The sequence below is a fragment of the Agreia bicolorata genome, from assembly GCF_000938265.1.
Lineage (GTDB): Bacteria > Actinomycetota > Actinomycetes > Actinomycetales > Microbacteriaceae > Agreia > Agreia bicolorata.
Genome location: NZ_JYFC01000013.1, coordinates 1 through 19,728 on the forward strand (window position 1 = coordinate 1; position 19,728 = coordinate 19,728).

The window sequence follows — 19,728 nt, forward strand, 5'->3', positions numbered from 1 at the left end:
CTACCACCGCCGGAGGCGCCAACCCCGCCTGGGCCGTTTGACGCCCATCGAGTTCGAGACCATCATGAACACGACCGCCGCACTGGCGGCGTGACTACAACATGTCACCTACTCGTGCAGCAGACCCCACCTATACCTTTCTGGGTGAGGTATTGACGTTAGGTCGAGCAGAATCTGACTAGACTTTTTTCGTCCCTCATAACGCCTCCCGCTGCACCAATTCGAGTGCTGCCAAAAATGTACACAGTCGGTAGGTCAGGGAGTCGGTCAGCACGGGAATTTTCCATCACGACCAGACCTCGCGTCGCGGGTTTTAGCCTCTAAAAGGAATCCACGGATTGGGTCTTCATTTCATGTGGATCCGAGGGGACTCCGAACCAATTTCGGGGTCGTTTCTCCATCTCGCAGCAGACATCGGCACTGAGTTCATCGAGTGTCTGACGCTCGTGGTTGACTTATCTAGATACCGAAGGAGTCCCATGTCACAGCGCCTCAGCGCACTCGAGATTTGCGCCGGCGCAGGTGGTCAGTCTTATGGTCTGGAGCAAGCCGGTTTCGACCACGAGCTTGCAGTTGAGATCGACCGAGACGCTGCGGCCACCCTGCGCTTGAATCGTCCCGGGTGGAATGTTCGCGAAGGAGACGTTCGCGAGGTTAATGGGCGGGACTACCGCGGCATCGATCTGCTCGCAGGCGGGGTTCCTTGCCCGCCGTTCAGCATGGCCGGAAAGCAGCTCGGAGCGGATGACGAGCGCGATCTTTTCCCCGAGGCTATTCGGCTCGTTCGCGAGGCGAGGCCAGCTGCTGTGATGCTCGAGAATGTCAAGGGTTTGGCTTCAGCGCGGTTTCAGACATATCGAGACTCGATTCGGACCGAACTTGAGTCGATGGGATATGCGACGGATTGGCAATTGATCTTTAGCTCGGAGTATGGCGTTCCTCAGCTTCGCCCGAGATTTATTCTCGTTGCTATTCGCCGCCAAAAGTTCAAGAAGTTTGAATGGCCAGGTGCAGTTGGGACGCCGACGATGGTTGGGGAGGCTCTGTTGCCCCTCATGAGTGCCAATGGCTGGGCGGGGGCTATCCCCTGGGCGCAGAAGGCGAATTCGATCGCCCCGACCATAGTCGGTGGCTCGAAGAAGCACGGGGGCGCGGACCTTGGTCCAACGCGTGCCAAACAAGCGTGGCTAGCGCTTGGTGTAGATGGGAAGGGCGTGGCTGATGAAGCCCCATCAAAAGATCATTCAGTTCTACACATTCCGCGCTTGACAAACGAAATGGTTGCTCGAATTCAGGGATTCGATGCGGGCTGGAAATTTGCCGGACGAAAGACATCTGTTTACCGACAAATCGGCAATGCTTTTCCGCCTCCGGTTGCGGGCGCAGTGGGCAGCAAGATTGCTGCGGCTTTAGGCGTCGCGAACTCGCGCGCACGACTCTCGGTGGTTGCATAGTCGCGTTCTTGGGTTTTCGCGATCTGTTACGCGGTAGTTTCGACATATGGGCAGTAGCCGTAACGCTGAGATCCCCGCCCCTGGTGATGTTTGTCAGGCTGATCCACGACGCTCGGGCACCCCGGACCCACACATAATTCAAGATCCAGTCGATGACCTGGAACTGATCAAGGTCTACCAATGGCTGAAGGCGCAGCCAGTTGATGACCTCCTGCAGACTGCGGCCGACGACGCCGTGAAATACGTGCTCGACGGTCCGCGCACGTGGCGGTTTGATCTCACGGACTCCTCGGTTGACTCTGACGAGCGGTCGTCTGTTGGAACCAAGCTGCAATATCACGTGATTAGTCAGCTCGGGCTCAAGAAGGAGCCGCCGCTTGACACGACAATCCTCGGGGTCGCCGTCGAGATCAAGGGGACCACGCGGACGACGTGGATGATCCCAAGGGAGGGTCAGTGCGCAGTCACACTTCTGATTCGAATTGATGCTAGGGAGCACACATTTGAGGCGTGGCTGATGCGCACTCATCGCGCTTGGCTGACGGGTGGGAAGGGAAATCGCGACCTCAAGCGCTCGCCAATCGCGGAGGCGCGACGACGCTACGCCCTGCTGGTTGTCGCTGAGTCGCCGCTGCCTCCGGAACCGCTCCGTCTGCTGAAGCTGGAAGAGATTAGCGTCATACTGGGCCCCGGCGGTCTGCGAAGACGGCTTGTCGCGCTATTCGAGACTTTGCCTGAAGTCGTCATTCCACGAGGTTCGATAGCGATCGTCGGTGCAGGCCTTTCCGACCCCATGAAACGTGCCCGCGAAGCCAAAGTTGAGCTGCGGAAGCGCGGGCTGATCGTCCTCGTTGGGACCTGGACTGATGAGCGCGAACTTGCCCGCGTGCTTGGTTTTGATATTTCAGGCGAGGCGTGGGTCGCTGTACCCGCGGAATCCTTCGCGTTTCACGATCTCGAGATACCGCCACCGCGTTAGGGGCGAAAAGAAGAGAGAGTGCGTGGGCCGCCGCCAAGCGAGAACCGGTCGCGCTCTAGAGGGTCGTTCTGCATGTGCTCCGAGACCGGATGGCTGAGTATCCAAGGTCCGATCGACAGACTGAGCAATCCAGCCCAGCGTCGGTGCCGCTTGATTTCTCGGGCTCAAGTCAGCCTTCGTCATGTCGAACAACGTTTCGGATTGCGTCCGCGTAGGGATTGATTTCATCAAGCGGAGAGGCTGGGACGGCACACCCTCACCGATTGAGGGGACTTCTGAGACGAGAATAATGAGGGTGTGTGCTCCGGTGTGCGGAAGCAGAGCTTCGGACAGGTGGCGGATCGAACTGCTTCTTGCGGAAATTGTGCGGCCATTAGGATCGTGCTAAGCATCAAGGGGGAGCAATGACCATAGAAGTAACTGCTGGCTTGACAATTCGTCAACAGTTCGTCGATGCACTAAACCGACTCGGGGCGCAAGAGGCGGACTTCCCAAATCTCATTCGTTCGTACGAGGCAAGCCAAACGGTTATCTCCAACGCCCGTTCTCACCTCTTGGCCTCAGACCTTGATCCTCAAGTCGACGTGATTGGATTCGGGTCGCTGGGGCGATACGAAATGTCAAACGAATCGGATCTGGACTATGTGATTGTGCGTCACAAGCCCAGCAATCAGGAAGAGGCATGGACCGTTGATCTCGTAGACGGGTTACGGAGCGTTGTAATGCCCGGAAGAGAGATTCGAGCTCCCGGTTCGACGGGTCTTTTCGGCGCAATTATTGATGCGGGTGACCTGTACGAGGTTATTCGTCTAGAGGCCGATACAAATCGGACACACTCGCGCCGTTCACTTGTCCTGGAAGAATCGGTGTCCCTCTGTCGTCCAAATTTGCATGAAGAACTATTGCACAAAATGGTGAAGCGCTATGTGGATGCGATCCCATTGGGGAGTAGCTGCGTGCCAAGGTTTCTTGTCAATGACTTGGCTCGTTATTGGCGCCAGCTCGCAGTGGATTACCAAGCGAAATCCGAGTCAGGCGCTCCGAGCTCGTTGCGTCGCCTAAAACTAATAGGTCCAAGAAAGTTCACCTATGCGTCCTCCGTTCTGCCACTTTTAACCCTGGATCTGAGGGGTCTGGAGAAAGATCAGTTAGTTGACAGGATCGTGGACATATTTCTGTTGCCTCCCTCCCTTCGCTTCTTGAAGGAGGTCGAGTATCTTGTATCTACCGGTGCCAGCGGTGATACGGCGGAACAGGCTCTTAGAGCCGTTCGCGCAGTCGATGCCTTTAACGGCTTGCTGTCGGACGGTGAGTGGAGACTGTTGATAGGAAAAGAGCAGTCCAGAGAAGAAGCTGAAAAACTCAAAGAGTTCGCGGAGGCTCGGGAGCTCGCCCGCGAGCTGCAAGCTGCTTTAGATGCAATTTTCTTCTCACCCCAACTCGAGCCGCTAACGAGGAAGTATTTGGTGTTCTGATGAGAGAGCTAGATCAGCCAACGGGAACCCGCGCCTCTGTTCGCGCTGAGACTTCGGCTGATTGTGCGGTATGTGGGTTCGGTCTGTGGATTCCCATACTGAGGATGACGACGTCAGAGATTGGGCTCTACAGCGACACTCGTTTTCCAGGACGCTGCATCGTCACCTTGCGTGATCATTTCGATCATTTGAGTGACGTGCCGGCGCTCGAGCTGATGACCTTCATGGAAGAGATTCAGTTCAGTGTTGATGCGATCAAAAATGCGACAACTTGTTCGAGAGTGAATGTTGCAATTCTCGGTAACGCCGAAAGTCATGTGCACGCACATTTGATTCCGCGTTTTCCGGAGGAGGAATCTCTACCAAATAAGGCTCCGTGGGAGGATCCAAGACCGAAGAAACCCTTGAGTCAATCGGACGAAGATCTTTTGGTAGAGAAGATAAGGGCTGGCCTCGAGCCTGCACTCACGTCTAGCCAGGTTCGAACTACCCGACTGATTGGTCGCCGTAAACCACACTTGCCCAAGCCGCTCAATACCGATATGCCTTTGTTTGGCCTTCTTTCGGACAGCGAAATTCTTAGTTGAACTTCGTCTCCACAAGAGACGGAGCGCCTCCGGCAGTGTCCAGTTTCATCGATATAAGCGGCGGTGCCGGAGGCTTGTCGTTGGGCCTCGAGGAAGCAGGATTCACTCCACTTCTCGTAGTAGAGGCCAACCCTGACGCTCGTGAGACGATCAGGGCGAATCGAGACTGGCCCATAGAACCTGTCATGAGTGAGTTCCTCGCGGAAGGGCTCGCAAGCCGACGAGTAACCTTATTCGCAGGCAATGTAAGCAGCGCGGGAATTAGCGTGGCCGGGGTTAGCCAAGAGGCATATGCGCGTGTCGAATACATGCAGATCTTGGGGCTCATACGGAGAATTCGGCCAACCGCTGTACTTCTGATTAATGTGTCGGGCTTGATGTCGGCTCGATTCGCCAAGCTCCGTGCAGAGATCGATGGAATTCTCGTCGACGACGGGTACCGGCCCGCCTGGAGCGTACTGGACAGTGCGGACTACGGGCTTGCTCAGTCCCGCCGCCGCGCGGTCCTCGTTGCGATACAGGCCGATGCGTTTTCACGATTTGTCTGGCCGGCTCCGATTGGCCCGCCGCCCAGTGTCGGGGAGGCGTTGCTGCCACTCATGTCTGCAAATTCCTGGCCCGGTGCCAAGCAGTGGGCGCGACTAGCGCGTGGTGTAGCGCCGACAATTGTGGGTGGGTCGAAGCTTCACGGTGGTGCTGACCTTGGGCCATCAAGGACAAAGGATATTTGGTATTCCCTGGGCGTGGACGGTAGTGGCATTGCCGACAAACCCCCTTCCCCTGACATGCCCATCAGAGCGTCGCCGCGTCTGACCAATCCGATGCTTGCCGCTCTCCAAGGGTTCCCCGATAATTGGATTTTTGAAGGTAAGAAGACATCGGTCTACCGGCAAATAGCGGGTGCGTTCCCCCCGCCTACAGCGGTAGCCATCGGTCGTGAATTAATGGAGGCGCTTAGGCGGGCCTGATCCAGATCATTTGTCCGGGGCGTTTCGAAAGGACGTTCCTTCAGTCGGCCAAAGCTGGACGCTGCGCGTTCGTTCAAGGCGAGCATCTGATAATCTCCTCCGCCGGGGGAGGAAGGGGCGAATTCCATCCGTTTCCCCTGACCGCGCGTGCGTGATGAGACGAAATGATGTGACACCGCAGACACGAGCGTCATAGTTGGGTTGTCAGCGGTTGCTGGAGGCGGAACTCCGCGTTGTGACCGGAGTTCGTCCACATCGCACCTAGCTGGCACTCTGGGCGCATGACAAATGAGACGCAGCCGCAACCCTCCAGAACGAAAATTCCGCAGTCGATCCTGACGTGGATCCGGCCATTCAGGCTGGAGAGCCACCACTTCGTGGGCTCCGCACTCGGGGTGTTGCGCTGGCGCACGTTCGTCAATGTTTGCGGCGCCGTCGTCTTCATCATCACCCCGATCGTCGGCGTCGTTTTGTCGAATCTAGATCTGGCGCCCGAGCTGCACGTCAGGGACTGGTATCTGTTTGTCGGGTCGCTGCTCTTCGCGGTCTTCGGATTGCTTTTGATCGTGAACAGCGGTGTGGATTTCGTGCGCTCTCGAGACCTCGCTGTGGCGACTCCGGAGGACCTGTCGTAATGGCCACATTGCCAGTTTTCATCAGCATTCTGGTCGGGATCGGATTCGCATGGCGGGCGATCCGGAATGGCGCGGGCGCGCGCCAGCTCGCCAGATTGCGGAGTGATCGACTCGGCCAGCTGCGAACGCAGAAGGAGAACCCGCGCTACAGACCTCACTACTTCGAGTTGCTTAATGCCACCGAGTTGAAGGATGTCGTCGTCGGGCGCAAGCCGCTCGTTGAATACATGGGCGACGCCAGAATCACTGACCTTTCGGTCCTAGAGGCGCGGGCCATCGCCGGTGTAGCGCTCGCGGCAGGCCGTCGATTGTCGTTGTGGGCTACCGGAACGCTGCTGGTCGGGAGCGTGGGCGTGGGCGCGTACATTGTCAGCGGGCTGACGCTTCCCGGCTCCGAGGGTCCGATAGCTGAGGACCTGGCCAGTCAGACGCCGGAGTACTGGGCATTGCTGGTCTTCATCCTCATCTCGATGTTCGGAGTGCTGTTTAGCTACCTGGCCGAGAGGAAGCGCGAGGGCGCCCACACCCTCATCATGTGGGCGGCTCACGTGGCGAAGAAGAATGCCGCGACGGCGACGAACGACAACGCCACGCCCCGCACGCTCGCGGGATGGCAATATCTGCGCGACCTATTCAGGTCCAGACGACCTGTTGAGTCCGAGAGAGGGGACACCACGTCTCAAACCCGCGTCGACCGCTTGCAGGCCACATGACTAGGGTGCAGACATGACCAAGACGCGCCGCAAACCCACGACACGTCGCCGCTCCCGACCCTTCGCGGCCGCCGCCCTAGCCACACTCCTCGCCCTGGCCGCATCAGGCTGTTCCCTCCTCATCCCGCCTCCGCCCGACTACGTCACCACCGCCGTAGACCGTGCCGTCGCCGACATCCGTGGCACGGAGGGCATCGCCTCCGTCACCTCGAGCATCTCGCCCTACGACCTCAAAGACGGCGGCCCGCTGTCGAAACCCGAGGCCTGGATGGCAACCGTCAGCGTCGAGGCGAATCAGGATGCCACCGACCTGCCCGTGCTGGCCGACGCCATCGCAGACAGCATCGACGAGGTGCGGGGAGCAGGGGCCAAGGTGGACGCTCGATTGGAGCTCTCGGTGGGTGAGCGCCCGGTCCACACCACGCTCACGCTGTCTGTCACCGGAGACCGGTCAGGTGCCACATCGGCTGGCCAGCTGGTTGCAACCGCAGAGCAGCTCGCCTCGATCGAGAACGTTTCGTCGCTGCAGCTCGGCTCGCCCTATCTGGGAACGCAGATCTTCGCGGGTGCGGCGGTCGATGTTCCCGCGGTGGCGGCGTCTGTTCGGCAGCTGCCCGCGTTCGGCACCGCAGACCTGGCCTCCGTGATGGTGTCGGGCAGCTCGGGCCATGCGACGCCCAGTGGCACGCGTGTGACGATGGATGCGGCATCCCCCTCGCCCGAATTGCTCACCTTCATCGCGAGCCTGGCCGGGCAGCCGGGCGTCACATCCGTCGACTTCAACGGAGTTCAGGGGCCGAGCCAGTTCAGCTCCGACACCGGGTGGCGACCCGCGCTGGGCGTGAGCGTCAACGACGAGGCGAGCCAGGCATCCGTCGTCGCCGAGCTCGAGGCATTCGCGGGGCCGCAGGGGCTCGACGGCACCCTGCCCCGGGCATCCTTCGTCGTCACGCGATACGAGGAATAAACCAGCCGCATCGCCGTCGACGGCTTCATCGGTCTGCCTGTCGGGTCGGCCGACCCGGGAGACGGGCGCACGCCCCTGCCGCCACCGGCCGACCCATCGGCGCCGCCAACGCCGCAGCCGACCCCGGAGACTCCGGACGAGTTGGCCGCGCGGATGGCCGCCGACCAGGCGGTCGTGGCGCAATTTCTGGATGCCGCGGGCGACCTCGCCGGGATTCGCGGCACACCCACGATCCAGACGATCGCGTGCGTGACCAACGGGGTTCCCACCAGCAGGCAGGTGACGGGATCGGTCGTGATTCCGATCTTCGACGTGGCCGATACCGCCGACGAGGCCTATGCGCGCATCACGAGTTCGTGGGCGAAGGCCGGTTTCGGCCCCGGTGACATGGCGATGGGTCGGGAGTACTTCATGGCCACGTCGCCGAGCGCGGTGGTGCAGCAGGCCAGCATTCGGGGAACGCAAGAGGGGCTGAACATCTCGGTCGAGGGGCGGTGCTGAGCGAATGACCCGCCAGCGTTAGCGCGCCACCACCGCACCCACTCCGTCGACTGAGAACACCTGGTCGAGGAACATGCGCGCTGCCCCGTGCAGGCCGCCCGTGCTCTGGTCGCTCGTCACGTCGACCGAGAGCTGCTCCGTGGCCATGGGCAGGCAGTCGGCGAAGAGGGTCGAGCGCACTCCGGCCACGAACACGGAGGAGTCGGCGAGCACTCCGCCGAGCACGAGCCTGTCGGGGTTGAAGAAGTTCACGATGGTCGCCAGCACTCCGCCCGTCATCACGGCGGCGTTGCGGATGAGACGCGTGGCGAGGGGGTGGGAGTCGCGGGCCAGGGCGATCATCGCCTCGACCGAGTCGACGTCGTGGCCGGCCACCTGCATCTCGCGCACCAGCGCGTTGCCCGAGGCCATCGCATCCAGACACCCCGTGCGACCGCACGAGCAGGGCACCGCCCCGCCGCCCGGAACCGACACGTGGCTGATGTCGCCGGCCCAGCCGTTGCTGCCGGTGAAGAGCTCGCCGCGCGAGATGATGCCGCAGCCGATGCCCGAGCCCACCTTGACGAATACCTGGTTCGCCGACGCCTCGGCGCCGCCGGTGTAGAGCTCGCCCACGGCCATGAGGTTGGCGTCGTTGTTCACGATCACCGGCAGGGGCATCTCGCGCTGAATGACCTCGGCGACTGAGACTCCGTTCCAGCCGGGCATGCGCGACGGGGCGATGATGCGCGATGTCGCCGTCGACACGGGGCCGGGAACGCCGACCGAGAATCCGCGCAGCGTCGTGTGCTCTGAAAGCGATGCCTTGTCGACCATGTCTCTGATCTCGGCGACGGCGAATCCCAGCACTTCGGCCGGGCCGGCCGCGATGTCGAGGGCGACGTGCCGCTCGGCGATCAGGGTGCCGGCGAAGTCGAGCAGGCCGAACGAGGCGCGGTCGACACCGAGGTCGATGCAGCCGACGAGCCCGGCATCCCCACGAATGGTGAGGTCACGCGGGCGTCGGCCGCCGCGCGACTCTCCCTGGCCCGTCTCGACCACGTGCCCCTGGCGAATGAGTCCGTCGACACGCGACGCGACAGTGGATGGCGACAGGCCGGTGACCTTGGCCAGCGCGGCCCGGCTCGTTGCGCGGCCCGAGCGGAGCGGGCCGAGGATCTCGACGTCTTGAATCGAATGCCGCTGCGGCGGGTGGGCGGTCTCGCTTCGTGACATCGGCTTCCCCTGCTGCGTGGACGATTTCGGACTTGGTCCATTCTTGCATAAAGTTAGTCGAAATCTACGTGTAACAATCAATTGTTAGGTTGAATTCGCCATGAGGATGGCGATCGTTCATCCTCACCCCGATGGCAGTGCGGCCCTCTTCAAGCCGCCCGTAACGAGAAGGCGGATATGAGTCGCGAACCGATCTCCCCCGAATCCGGCACCGGCATGGTCGTGATGACCGACGTGCAGAAGCACTTCGGCGACCACCACGTGCTGAAAGACATCTCGCTGTCGATCGCGGCTCGCGAGGTCGTCGTGGTCGTGGGCCCCTCGGGCTCGGGCAAGTCGACTCTGTGCCGATGCATCAACCGGCTCGAGACCATCACGAGCGGCAGCATCCTCGTCGACGGAACCGCGCTGCCCACCGAGGGCAAGGCGCTCGCGACCCTGCGCAGCGAGGTCGGCATGGTGTTCCAGTCATTCAACCTGTTCGCCCACCGCTCGATTCTCGACAACGTCACCCTTGCCCCTATTCAGGTGCGCAAGGAGTCGAAGAAGGTCGCCGAGGCGCACGCGCTCGAGCTGCTCGACCGCGTGGGAATCGCCGACAAGGCCGACAGCTTTCCTGCCCAACTGAGTGGCGGCCAGCAGCAGCGCGCGGCCATCGCCCGCGCCCTCGCCATGCGACCGAAGGTCATGCTCTTCGACGAGCCGACCTCGGCCCTCGACCCCGAGATGGTGACCGAGGTTCTCGACGTGATGATCTCGCTGGCCGCCGAGGGAATGACGATGGTCGTCGTGACCCACGAGATGGGCTTCGCGCGCCGCGCCGCCGACCGAGTCGTCTTTATGGACGACGGCCGCATCGTCGAGCAGAACACGCCCGCCGAGTTCTTCGACCACCCCGAGAGCGAGCGCGCGAAGGCGTTCCTGTCGAAAATCCTCACCCACTGACCGCACCACTCCGCATCACCCGCACCTCCTACACAGAGAAGAAAGGCACCATCTTGCGCAGCTCCACGTCACCCTTCCGTCGGGTCCTTCCCGTCGCGGCCGTCGCCCTCACCGCGATGCTCGGCCTCGCGGCCTGCTCCTCCGACAGCTCGGCGGTTCCCGGCGCCGACCCCACCTCGTCGAGCGCCGCGTCGAGCCTCGACGACGTCTACAAGAACGCCGTCGTGGCCGACGCCGCAGACATCCTGCCCGACTCGACCATGGCCAAGATCAAGGAGCGCGGAACGCTCATCGTGGCCGAGGCTCTCGACGCACCCCTGCTCTCGCAGCAAGACCCGGCGAACCCCGACGACGTGGAGGGCTTCGACGCCGACCTCGCCAAGCTGCTCGCCATCTACATTCTCGGCAAGCCCAGCGTGCAGATCGTGCCGCCGGCATCCGAGACCCGCGAGGCGCTGCTGCAGAACGGCACCGTCGACGTGGTGTTCAACACCTACACGATCACCGAAGAGCGGGCCACGCAGGTCTCGTTCGCCGGCCCGTACCTCGAATCCGGACTCGCCGTGGCCGTGAAGGCCGACAACACCGACATCAAGGGCATCGACGACCTGGGCGGCAAGACCGTGATCGTGGGCGCCAACACCCCCGCGGTCACCGCCGTTCCCGAGAAGCAGCCGACCGCCGACGTTGTGTCGTTCGCCACCGACCCCCAGGCCATGCAGGCTCTGAAGCAGGGTCGCGGCGACGCCTACGTGCAGGACTTCACCCTGCTCGCCTCGAACGCCGCCAGCGACTCCTCGATCAAGGTCGTGGGCCAGCCCTTCACCACCGAGGCCTACGGAATCGGCCTCGGTCACGATGACGAGGACTTCAAGAAGTTCATCAACGACTGGCTGCTGAAGATCCAGAAAGACGGCACCTGGGGCAAGGTGTGGGACGCGACGCTCGGCTCCGCCGTCGAATCCAGCACGCCTGACGCACCTGAGATCGGTTCCGTTCCCGGTTCCTGATAGACCGGATGCCGTGGGCCGGCCTACCCGGCCGGCCCCGGCATCCATTCGGCACGACCCGCGTGACCCCGCTTGACCCGCACGACCCGCGTGACCCGAACCGCCCCGCATCACCCGCCAGACCCGAAAGAAGTCATGGACATATTCGTCGACAGCGCAGGCCCCCTGCTGTCTGCCATCGGCACCACCGTGCTGATGGCGGTGGTCGCCGGCGTCGGAGCGCTCGTCTTGGGCACGCTGATCGCGGCCGCCCGCATCAGCCCCATTCCCGTTCTGCGCGGCGCCGCATTCGCCTACGTGCAGTTCTTCGTGAACGTGCCGCTGCTGGCCCTGCTGATTCTGGCGGTCTTCGCGCTGCCCGACGCCGGCATCATCATGCCGTTGGCGCCGACCGCGGTGCTCGTGCTGGCGCTCTACGAGGCCGCCTACGTGGCCGAGGCCGTGCGCAGTGGCGTGAACACCGTGGGCAACGGCCAGATCGAGGCGTCGAGGGCCCTGGGCTTCACGCTCGGGCAGACCCTGCGGCTCGTCGTCATTCCGCAGTCACTGCGTGCGGCGGTGCAGCCGCTCGGCAACGTGATGATCGCGCTCACCATGAACACCGCCCTGGCCGCGGCCGTGGGCGTCGTCGAGCTCACCTCGGCGGCCAACAAACTCAACCTCGTCGAGGCCCAGCCCATCCTGATCTTCGCCGCGGCCGGTCTCGTCTACATGGCCCTCGCGCTGGTGATCGGGCTCGGAGCCGGGCGCATCGAGCGAAAGGTGGCGATCCTGCGATGAGCCAGACACCCTCCACCACCACGTCGTCTACCCGCGCTCCCGGAGCGCCCGCGACCCGCACCGTCTCGCTGTACGACGAGCCCGGACCCAAGACGCGCCGCAACATCCGCATCTGGTCGGCCGTCGTCATCCTGATTCTCGTGGGCCTCGTCGTCGCCGGCCTGCTGCAGTTCGCCTCGAAGGGGCAGCTCGACGCCGACCGCTGGACCCCGTTTCTCTCGTGGCCCATCTGGGAGTACCTGCTCGTGGGCCTCTGGGGAACCATCCAGGCCGCGGCCCTCGTCGCGGTGCTGGGCGGCGTTCTCGGACTCTTCCTCGCGCTCGGCCGGCTCAGCTCCGTGCGCCCCATCCGCTGGATCTCGACGGCCTACATCGAGGTCGCGCGCACGATTCCCGTGCTGCTGCTCATCTACCTGATGCTCTTCGGACTGCCGCAGCTCGGGCTCAATTTCCCGCTCATCTGGAAGCTGGTCATTCCGCTCACGATCGCCAACTCGGCCGTGTTCGCCGAGATCATTCGCGCGGGCATTCTCGGTCTGCCGCGCGGTCAAGGCGAGGCCGGCATCAGCCTGGGACTCTCGCGCTGGCAGGTGAGCCGGTTCGTGATTCTGCCGCAGGCGCTGCGCTTCGCGACCCCCTCGCTGGTGACGCAGCTCGTGAGCCTTGTGAAAGACACCTCGCTGGGCTACATCGTGGCGTTCACCGAACTGCTCTATCGCGGTCAGGTGCTCTCGTCGTTCAACCACCTGCTCATTCAGACCTTCGTCGTCGTGACGCTGATCTACCTCGTGTTCAACGGTGCGCTCTCGACGTTCGCCGCTCGACTGCGGGTGCGGCCGTCGAAGCGCAGCGCACGTAAACCGGATGCCGCGGCGACGGTTCCGATCGTGGGCCGGCCGGGCCTCGATTCGGTCTAGAGCGCCTCTCTTTTCCTCTTCTCTTCTTTCTCTTTTCTCTTATCGACTGTCGCCCCGCGACGAAGGAGCACCCGTGACATCCCCCCAGCCTGCAACCGACACTGCGGAACTCGCCGTCGTCATCCGCTCCGAGGTCATCGAGAGCCGTCACTTCGGGTGGCTCGTGGCCCTCGACGCCGACGGCCGCGTCGCCGCGAACCTGGGCCGCGGATCGACGCAGGTTCTTCCGCGCTCCACGACCAAGCCGCTGCAGGCGCTGGCCTGCCTGCTGGCCGGGGCCGAGCTCGCCGACGAGGAGCTCGCGATCGCGGCCGGCAGCCACACGGGCGAAGACGCGCACGTCGAGGTGGTGCGCCGTATTCTCGACCGCGCCGGGCTCGACGAGTCCGCGCTCGGCTGCCCCGTCGACTGGCCCGAAGACGAGCCCACCCGGGAACGGCTCATCCGCGACGGCGAGACGCGCACGCGCATCCGCATGAACTGCTCGGGCAAGCACGCGGCCATGCTGCTGGCCTGCGCCGCGAACGGCTGGGACACGGCGAGCTACCTCGACCCCGAGCATCCGCTGCAGCGCCTCGTGCGCGAGACGGTCGCCCGGGTCAGCGGCGATGAGGTCGAGCACACCGCCGTCGACGGCTGCGGCGCCCCGCTCTTCAGCACGACCGTCGAGGGACTGGCGCGGTCGTTCCGCGCCCTCGTTGTTGCCGCCGACGGAACGCCCGAGCGCCAGGTCGCCGACGCGATGCGCGCCCACCCCTTCTTCGTGGGCGGAGACCACCACGCGAACAGCGACACCATGACGCGCATCCCTGGCGTTCTCGCCAAGGGTGGCGCCGAAGGAGTCATCGGAATGGCCGCGGCGACGGGCCAGTCGGTCTCGATGAAGATCGTCGACGGCAACCCCCGGGCCACCACGTTGGTCGCCCTGCAGGTGCTCGGAGCGCTGGGCGTCGACGTGAGCAACGCCGGGTCGCTCGTCGAGCTGCCCGTTCTCGGTGGCGGCGTCGCCGTCGGCGAGATCGCCGTGGGCGCCGACGCGACCGCGTGGATCGCCGCGCAGAACGACGACGCCGCCCGATGACCGCGGATTCAGCAGGCAGCGCGGAGTCGTCGGTCAGCCCGGACTCGTCGGTCGACGGGGAGCCGGGGGAGAGCCGGGTGCTCGTGGAGATCTGCGTCGACGATCTCGATGGAGCGCTCGCCGCCGACGCGGCGGGCGCCGAGCGCATCGAGCTGTGCGCCGACCTTCTCGAGGGCGGCACCACACCAAGCCCCGGACTCATCCGCGCGGTTCTGTCGTCGATGCAGACCGCCGGCGTGCAGGTCATCGTGCGCCCACGCGGCGGAGACTTCGTGTACTCCGAGGCGGAGCTCGACGTGATGTGCCTCGACCTCGAGGCGATCGTCGCCCTGGCCCGAACGGCGACCACGCCGGTCGGAGTGGTGCTCGGCGCGCTGCGCCCCTCCGGCGAGATCGACGACGACGCGCTGCGTCGCCTGGTCGCCGCGGCCGGGCCCCTGCCCGTGACATTCCACAAGGCGTTCGACCAGACCCCCGACCTGATCGCGGCCTACGGCACGCTTCGCGACTGCGGCGTTCGCGGCGTTCTCACCTCGGGCGGGCCGCACCCCGCCCTCGAAGGCGTCGACACGCTCGCGTCGCTCGTCGCGCTGTCGCAGCGTGAACCGGATGCGCCAACCGTGCTCGTCGGCGGCTCGGTTCGGGCGGCGAACGTGAACGAGATCATTCGGGCCACCGGTGCCCGAGAGGTGCACCTGCGTGCGCAGTCACCATCGCCGCGCGGAGACGGGACCCTCGTCACCGATCCCGAGGTGATCGGCGCGGTGCTCGAGGCGATCGGGCGGCCGCGCGTCGCATCCGGTGTCGTGACGGCCCGTGTTGCGACGGACCGTGTGGTCACGGCCGTTCGGCCGGCCACGGAAGGCGACCCGTCGAACGACGGCGAGGCATCCATGGTCGTGATCGCGCTCGACATCGGCGGAACAAACCTCAAGGCCGCCATCGTCGACGCGTCGGGCAGAGCGATTCTCGCCCATTCCATCGGGGTGCAGGGGCTCGGCGACGAACTGACGCAGACGATCATCGGGCTGCTCACCGATGTGCGCGCCCACGCCGAACGCGACGGCCACACCGTTGTCGGCATCGGTGTCGTCACGCCCGGCATGGTCGAGGCCGACAAGGGCATCGTGCGCTACGCGTCGACGCTCGGCTGGACCGACGTGCCCCTCGGCCCGATCCTGTCTTCCGCGCTCGGGCTGCCCGTGCAGATCGGACACGATGTGCGATCGAGCGGGCTGGCCGAAGCCCTCTACGGCGCATCGGCCGGTGTCGCCGACTCGGTGCTCGTCGCCATCGGAACCGGGGTGGCGGCATCCATTCTGAGTGACGGCCACCCCGTGGCCGGAGCGGTCACGACCGCCGGTGAGCTCGGGCACATCCCGGCGATTCCGGGTGGCGAGCCCTGCACCTGCGGCCAGCGAGGATGCCTGGAGGTCTACCTCTCGGGCGCCGGCCTTGCCCGCCGATACGCCGCCGCGGGCGGTCTTGCGGGGCTCGACGCCAGGGCCATCTCGCTGCGCCTCGGCGAAGACGAGATCGCCGATCGGGTGTGGGCCGATGGCGTGCGAGCGCTCGCGCTGGGCCTCGCCTCTGTCACGCTGCTGATCGACCCGTCGGTGATCGTGCTGGCCGGGGGAGTGTCGCGCGCGGGAGACGCCTTGCTGACTCCGCTGCGCGCCGAACTGCGAGGCCTGCTGGCGTGGAGAGAAGCGCCCGAGATCAGAACATCGGCGCTGGGAACCTCGGGCGGACGCATCGGAGCGGCCATCCTGGCGTTCCGCGCGAGCGGGCACTCGCACATGGTCGACGGGTGGTCGATCGACGACGTGCTCGCTGAGCCGACGAGCCGACTCGCCCTGAACGACGTGGAGAGGTAGAAGAAGTCATGGCTGAAGTAGTTATCGTTCCCGACGCCGAGGCGGCGGGCCGGCTGGTGGCCGGCACGATCCTCGATCTCATCGCGACCAAGCCCGACATGGTGCTGGGGCTCGCCACCGGATCGACTCCGCTGTCGGTGTACCGAGCCCTCGCCGACGGCGCCCGCGGCATCGACGTGAGCCGCGTTCGAGGATTCGGCCTCGACGAATACGTGGGACTGCCGGAGGATCACCCCGAGTCGTATCGGTCGGTCATTCGACGAGACGTGGTGGAGCCTGTGGGATTCGACCCTCGTCGCATCCACATGCCGAACGGAGACCCGGCGACCATTCAGACGGCCGGCGACGAGTACGAGGCCGCGCTCCGGGCATCCGGCGGGGTCGACCTGCAGATTCTCGGCATCGGAACCGACGGGCATCTCGGCTTCAACGAACCCGGTTCGTCGTTCGCCTCGCTCACGCGAGTGAAGACCCTGACCCAGCAGACGAGGCGCGACAACTCGCGGTTCTTCGACTCGGTCGACGATGTTCCGCTGCACTGCATCACCCAGGGCGTCGGCACCATCCTGCGTGCGCGGCACCTCGTTCTGCTCGCGTTCGGTGAGGCCAAGGCGCACGCTCTGCAGGCCGCGGTCGAGGGGCCGCTCACCGCGAGCGTGCCCGCGTCTGCGGTGCAGCTGCATGCCCACGCCACGGTCGTCGTCGACGAGGCTGCCGCATCCGAGCTCGAGCGCGCCGACTACTACCGCTACTCCTACGCGAACAAGCCGGAGTGGCAGGGACTGTAGCGCGGTCTGCGTTACTCATTCAGGAGGAGCGCGCGCCCGTGTGGATAGTGGCGTCGGCGACGCTCTCCTCCTGAATTAGTCGCAGCCTCGCGGAGTGCTTGCGCCGCAGCTACCGCCGCATCCGCCGCTCGCGCGCCAGCTCCACCACGATGCCGCCCACGTCGCCCGGGTTGGCCGCGTCGTACCAGAGGCGCGTCTCCTGGCCGTCGACAACGGGGTCGCCCTGCTCGATCATCATGGTTTTCTGCACCCAGCGTTGGATCCCCTGCAGGTCGACGAACGTGAAGGTGACGGTCGTCAGAATGCGAGGACTCTCGCGAAAGAAGTCGTAGCCCTTGTTGCTGACCGTGGCTGCGGTGAGGGTGCCGGTGCGCATCGTGCGCTCGTCGCGTGAGCTCTGTCGCCGTCGACTGATCGCCGCGACGAAGCCAAGCACGACAAAGAGCGCCCCGAGCGCGAGAAGTGCGAAGGCGATCGTTACGGCCAGTGCGGGGGAGCCTTTCGGCTGCGCGACGAGATAGAGCCCTGTTCCGCCGCCGATGAACCACGCCGAGAGGCCGTAGCCGATGCCGATGTCGGCTCTCCTCATGGCCGTCGCCGCCCATGCGATCGACCCGAGGACGGTCACAGCCAGTCCCGCAATCGCGCCGACGATGGATTGCCACGGTGGGTCACCCATGCCATCGAACAGCCCGAAGCCGCCCCATCCGTAGCCGAGACCGAAGCCGCCTCCGAGCAGCAGGACGAGCAGAAAAATGACCCGGCCGAGGCTCGGGCGTCGCGGCGTGCGCTGACTGCGGGCAAGTGAAGGATCGACGGTGCTCATGGGGGCCTCCTGAGGCCACACTAGTGGGAGCAGCCGCCCGAGTTCGAGTTCTTCACGACACACCATCGACCGCGCGGCGCATCGGATCTACGATGGTGGCAGGTCGATGAGCGACGCGCTCCCGGCCAGAGCCGAGGTGCACCATGGCGACGACGTCGAACGTGATCGAAGCACGCTCACTCACGAAGCGTTTCGGTCGCCACTCCGCGCCGGAGGGCATCGACTTGAGCATCGGTGCGGGGTCCGTGTTCGGTCTGATCGGCCCGAACGGGGCAGGCAAGACCACGGCCATGCGACTCATGGTCGACGTCATCCGCCCCACCTCGGGAACGCTGCGCATCCTCGGCGGTGACCCCCGGTCGGCCGGCCCGTCGCTTCGCGCGCGCATCGGCTACCTGCCGGGCGAGCTCCGACTCGAGAGCCGCATCACGGGCCGCGCCATGCTGAACCACTTCGCCGAGATCAGCGGACCCGTCGCATCCGGCACCATCAACGACCTCGCCGACCGGCTTCACCTCGAACTCGATCGGCCCGTGAGAACGCTGTCGAAGGGCAACAAGCAGAAGCTCGGACTCGTGCAGGCATTTATGCACCGCCCACCCCTTCTGATCCTCGACGAACCGACCAGCGGACTCGACCCCCTCGTGCAGCAGGAGTTCCTCGCGATGGTGAGGGAGGCCCGCAACGACGGGCAGACCGTGTTCCTGAGCTCGCACGTTCTCAGCGAGATCCAGCAGGCCGCCGACGAGGTCGCTCTTCTGCGAGCGGGCCGCATCATCACGGTCAGCACGGTCGACGAGTTGCGCGCGGCCGCGGTGCGGCACGTGCGGGCGCGTTTCGCTTCAACGACACCGGATGCCGTCAGGTCGTCGGTCGCGGGCGTCGCGTCGCTGAGTTCCCTGGAGGTGGCTGGCGCACAGGATGTGACCACGCTGACCGCCACGGTCTCTGGAGAGATCGACGCGTTTGTGAAGGCCATCGCCCGGTTCACCATCGTCGACCTCGTGGTCGAGGAGCCGGATCTTGAGGAGTCTGTGCTGACGCTCTACGAGACGGGCGAGACCGATGCCAAGCACTAGCATCCTGCCGCTGTTTCGCCGCGAACTGGCGCAATCGTGGCGATCGACTCTCGGCTGGACCCTGGGCATTGTGGCGGCGCTTCTGCTGTATCTGCCTCTGTTCCCCGCCCTCGGCGGCGCCGACTCGCAGATGCAGCAGCTCATCTCGACGCTGCCGCCGCAGCTTGTCAGCGCGCTGGGCTACGGTGCCATCACAACGGGAGCGGGCTACACCGAGGCCACGTTCTATGGACTGCTGGGCTTCGTGATGATCGTGATCGCGGCGACCTCGTGGAGTACGGCGGCCATCGCCGGCGATGAGGAGAACGGCACGCTCGAGCTGACCCTCGCGCACCGTGTCAGTCGGGGGCAGCTCGTGCTGGAGCGGACTCTCGCGATTGTCGTGCGGCTCGCGTGGCTCACGGCCATCAGCGCGGTGGTGGTGCTGCTGCTCAATCCGAGCGCACAGCTTGGCCTCGATGCAGGACACGTTCTCGCGGTGAGCGCCGCGTATCTGGGGCTGGGGCTGGTGTCGGCGACCCTCGGTCTGGCATCCGGTGCGCTTTTCGGGCGGCGCATCGTGGCGACCGCAGCCGCTGCTGGCATCGCCGTGGTCGGGTACGCGCTGAATGCCTTGGGCAGCCAGAGCGCCGACCTCGATTGGCTGCGCGACTACTCGCCTTACGGGTGGGCGTACCATCACGTTCCACTGGCGACGGGGGCGGACTGGCCTGGCCTCGGCCTGCTCTACGGGCTGAGCGCGCTGTTCGTGGTGATCGCCGTGGTCGCCCTGCAGCGGCGAGATATCGCGAGCTGACCCGCTATGGGTCTGCTGCACGAATAGGTGACATCTGATCTGGCTTGCCCGGGAGGGTGGCCTGGAAGGATGGCATCGTGCCAAAGCCCTACCCCTCTGAGTTCCGTGATGACGTCGTGCGCGTCGCGAGGAACC

20 protein-coding genes are annotated in these 19,728 nt (G+C 64.6%); 18 read left to right on the plus strand and 2 right to left on the minus strand.

The window, feature by feature from the left end; genetic code table 11:
* Positions 1 to 479 precede the first annotated feature (479 nt).
* The 9 genes from TZ00_RS18310 to TZ00_RS18350 all read left to right on the plus strand — a co-directional run bounded on the left by TZ00_RS18310 (position 480) and on the right by TZ00_RS18350 (position 8,279).
* Positions 480 to 1,454 carry a DNA cytosine methyltransferase gene (locus tag TZ00_RS18310; protein WP_044443966.1) on the plus strand — a complete coding sequence of 325 codons (975 nt, stop codon included), beginning with the start codon at positions 480 to 482 and terminating at the stop codon, positions 1,452 to 1,454.
* 46 nt (positions 1,455 to 1,500) lie between these two features.
* Positions 1,501 to 2,433, plus strand: a complete 933-nt coding sequence (locus TZ00_RS18315; RefSeq protein WP_044443944.1) for a NaeI family type II restriction endonuclease — start codon at positions 1,501 to 1,503, stop codon at positions 2,431 to 2,433.
* Between the two features lie 404 nt (positions 2,434 to 2,837).
* Positions 2,838 to 3,908, plus strand: coding sequence for a hypothetical protein (locus TZ00_RS19845; RefSeq protein ID WP_152631270.1), 1,071 nt, complete (start codon positions 2,838 to 2,840; stop codon positions 3,906 to 3,908).
* 104 nt (positions 3,909 to 4,012) lie between these two features.
* Positions 4,013 to 4,495: an HIT family protein gene (locus TZ00_RS19850; protein ID WP_161793799.1), complete on the plus strand. Its 483-nt coding sequence runs from the start codon at positions 4,013 to 4,015 to the stop codon at positions 4,493 to 4,495.
* Positions 4,496 to 4,530: 35 nt separating this feature from the next.
* A complete protein-coding gene (locus TZ00_RS20655; RefSeq protein WP_052521699.1) occupies positions 4,531 to 5,463 on the plus strand; it encodes a DNA cytosine methyltransferase in 933 nt (310 codons plus the stop codon).
* Positions 5,464 to 5,744: 281 nt separating this feature from the next.
* A complete protein-coding gene (locus TZ00_RS18335; RefSeq protein ID WP_152631273.1) occupies positions 5,745 to 6,098 on the plus strand; it encodes a hypothetical protein in 354 nt (117 codons plus the stop codon).
* Positions 6,098 to 6,811 (plus strand): hypothetical protein, encoded by a 714-nt coding sequence (locus TZ00_RS18340; RefSeq protein ID WP_044443948.1) that lies wholly within the window; start codon positions 6,098 to 6,100, stop codon positions 6,809 to 6,811. The genes TZ00_RS18335 and TZ00_RS18340 overlap by 1 nt, the downstream gene beginning before the upstream one ends.
* A gap of 13 nt (positions 6,812 to 6,824) precedes the next feature.
* Entirely contained in the window at positions 6,825 to 7,778 is a 954-nt protein-coding gene (locus tag TZ00_RS18345) for a hypothetical protein (protein ID WP_044443950.1), read from the plus strand.
* A gap of 153 nt (positions 7,779 to 7,931) precedes the next feature.
* Positions 7,932 to 8,279, plus strand: coding sequence for a hypothetical protein (locus TZ00_RS18350; RefSeq protein ID WP_044443952.1), 348 nt, complete (start codon positions 7,932 to 7,934; stop codon positions 8,277 to 8,279).
* Between the two features lie 18 nt (positions 8,280 to 8,297).
* On the opposite strand, the gene TZ00_RS18355 is transcribed toward TZ00_RS18350, so the two are convergent.
* The gene (locus TZ00_RS18355) at positions 8,298 to 9,494 is read right to left on the minus strand and encodes an ROK family transcriptional regulator (RefSeq protein WP_052521700.1); all 1,197 of its coding nucleotides are present in this window, start codon (positions 9,492 to 9,494) and stop codon (positions 8,298 to 8,300) included.
* A gap of 177 nt (positions 9,495 to 9,671) precedes the next feature.
* On the opposite strand from TZ00_RS18355, the gene TZ00_RS18360 reads away from it, so the two are divergent.
* The 7 genes from TZ00_RS18360 to nagB all read left to right on the plus strand — a co-directional run bounded on the left by TZ00_RS18360 (position 9,672) and on the right by nagB (position 16,892).
* Entirely contained in the window at positions 9,672 to 10,439 is a 768-nt protein-coding gene (locus TZ00_RS18360) for an amino acid ABC transporter ATP-binding protein (protein ID WP_044443953.1), read from the plus strand.
* Between the two features lie 53 nt (positions 10,440 to 10,492).
* On the plus strand, positions 10,493 to 11,449 hold the full coding sequence (locus tag TZ00_RS18365) for a glutamate ABC transporter substrate-binding protein (RefSeq protein ID WP_238579759.1): 957 nt from the start codon (positions 10,493 to 10,495) through the stop codon (positions 11,447 to 11,449).
* A gap of 135 nt (positions 11,450 to 11,584) precedes the next feature.
* Positions 11,585 to 12,229: an amino acid ABC transporter permease gene (locus TZ00_RS18370; protein ID WP_044443955.1), complete on the plus strand. Its 645-nt coding sequence runs from the start codon at positions 11,585 to 11,587 to the stop codon at positions 12,227 to 12,229.
* Entirely contained in the window at positions 12,226 to 13,146 is a 921-nt protein-coding gene (locus TZ00_RS18375) for an amino acid ABC transporter permease (protein ID WP_052521701.1), read from the plus strand. The genes TZ00_RS18370 and TZ00_RS18375 overlap by 4 nt, the downstream gene beginning before the upstream one ends.
* Positions 13,147 to 13,219: 73 nt before the next feature.
* Positions 13,220 to 14,227, plus strand: a complete 1,008-nt coding sequence (locus TZ00_RS18380; protein ID WP_044443958.1) for an asparaginase — start codon at positions 13,220 to 13,222, stop codon at positions 14,225 to 14,227.
* A complete protein-coding gene (locus tag TZ00_RS20465; RefSeq protein WP_152631274.1) occupies positions 14,224 to 16,104 on the plus strand; it encodes a copper homeostasis protein CutC in 1,881 nt (626 codons plus the stop codon). The genes TZ00_RS18380 and TZ00_RS20465 overlap by 4 nt, the downstream gene beginning before the upstream one ends.
* 8 nt (positions 16,105 to 16,112) lie before the next feature.
* Positions 16,113 to 16,892, plus strand: a complete 780-nt coding sequence (gene nagB, locus TZ00_RS18390; protein ID WP_044443960.1) for a glucosamine-6-phosphate deaminase — start codon at positions 16,113 to 16,115, stop codon at positions 16,890 to 16,892.
* 109 nt (positions 16,893 to 17,001) lie between these two features.
* Here nagB and TZ00_RS19145 read toward each other — a convergent pair whose 3' ends face one another.
* Positions 17,002 to 17,718 (minus strand): DUF3592 domain-containing protein, encoded by a 717-nt coding sequence (locus TZ00_RS19145; protein WP_052521702.1) that lies wholly within the window; start codon positions 17,716 to 17,718, stop codon positions 17,002 to 17,004.
* A 143-nt stretch (positions 17,719 to 17,861) separates the two neighbouring features.
* Between TZ00_RS19145 and TZ00_RS18405 the strand changes: the two genes are divergently transcribed.
* Positions 17,862 to 18,797, plus strand: coding sequence for an ABC transporter ATP-binding protein (locus TZ00_RS18405; protein ID WP_044443963.1), 936 nt, complete (start codon positions 17,862 to 17,864; stop codon positions 18,795 to 18,797).
* Positions 18,784 to 19,593 (plus strand): ABC transporter permease subunit, encoded by an 810-nt coding sequence (locus TZ00_RS18410; protein WP_044443965.1) that lies wholly within the window; start codon positions 18,784 to 18,786, stop codon positions 19,591 to 19,593. Before TZ00_RS18405 ends, TZ00_RS18410 begins: the two co-directional genes overlap by 14 nt.
* The last annotated feature ends 135 nt before the right edge of the window (positions 19,594 to 19,728 follow it).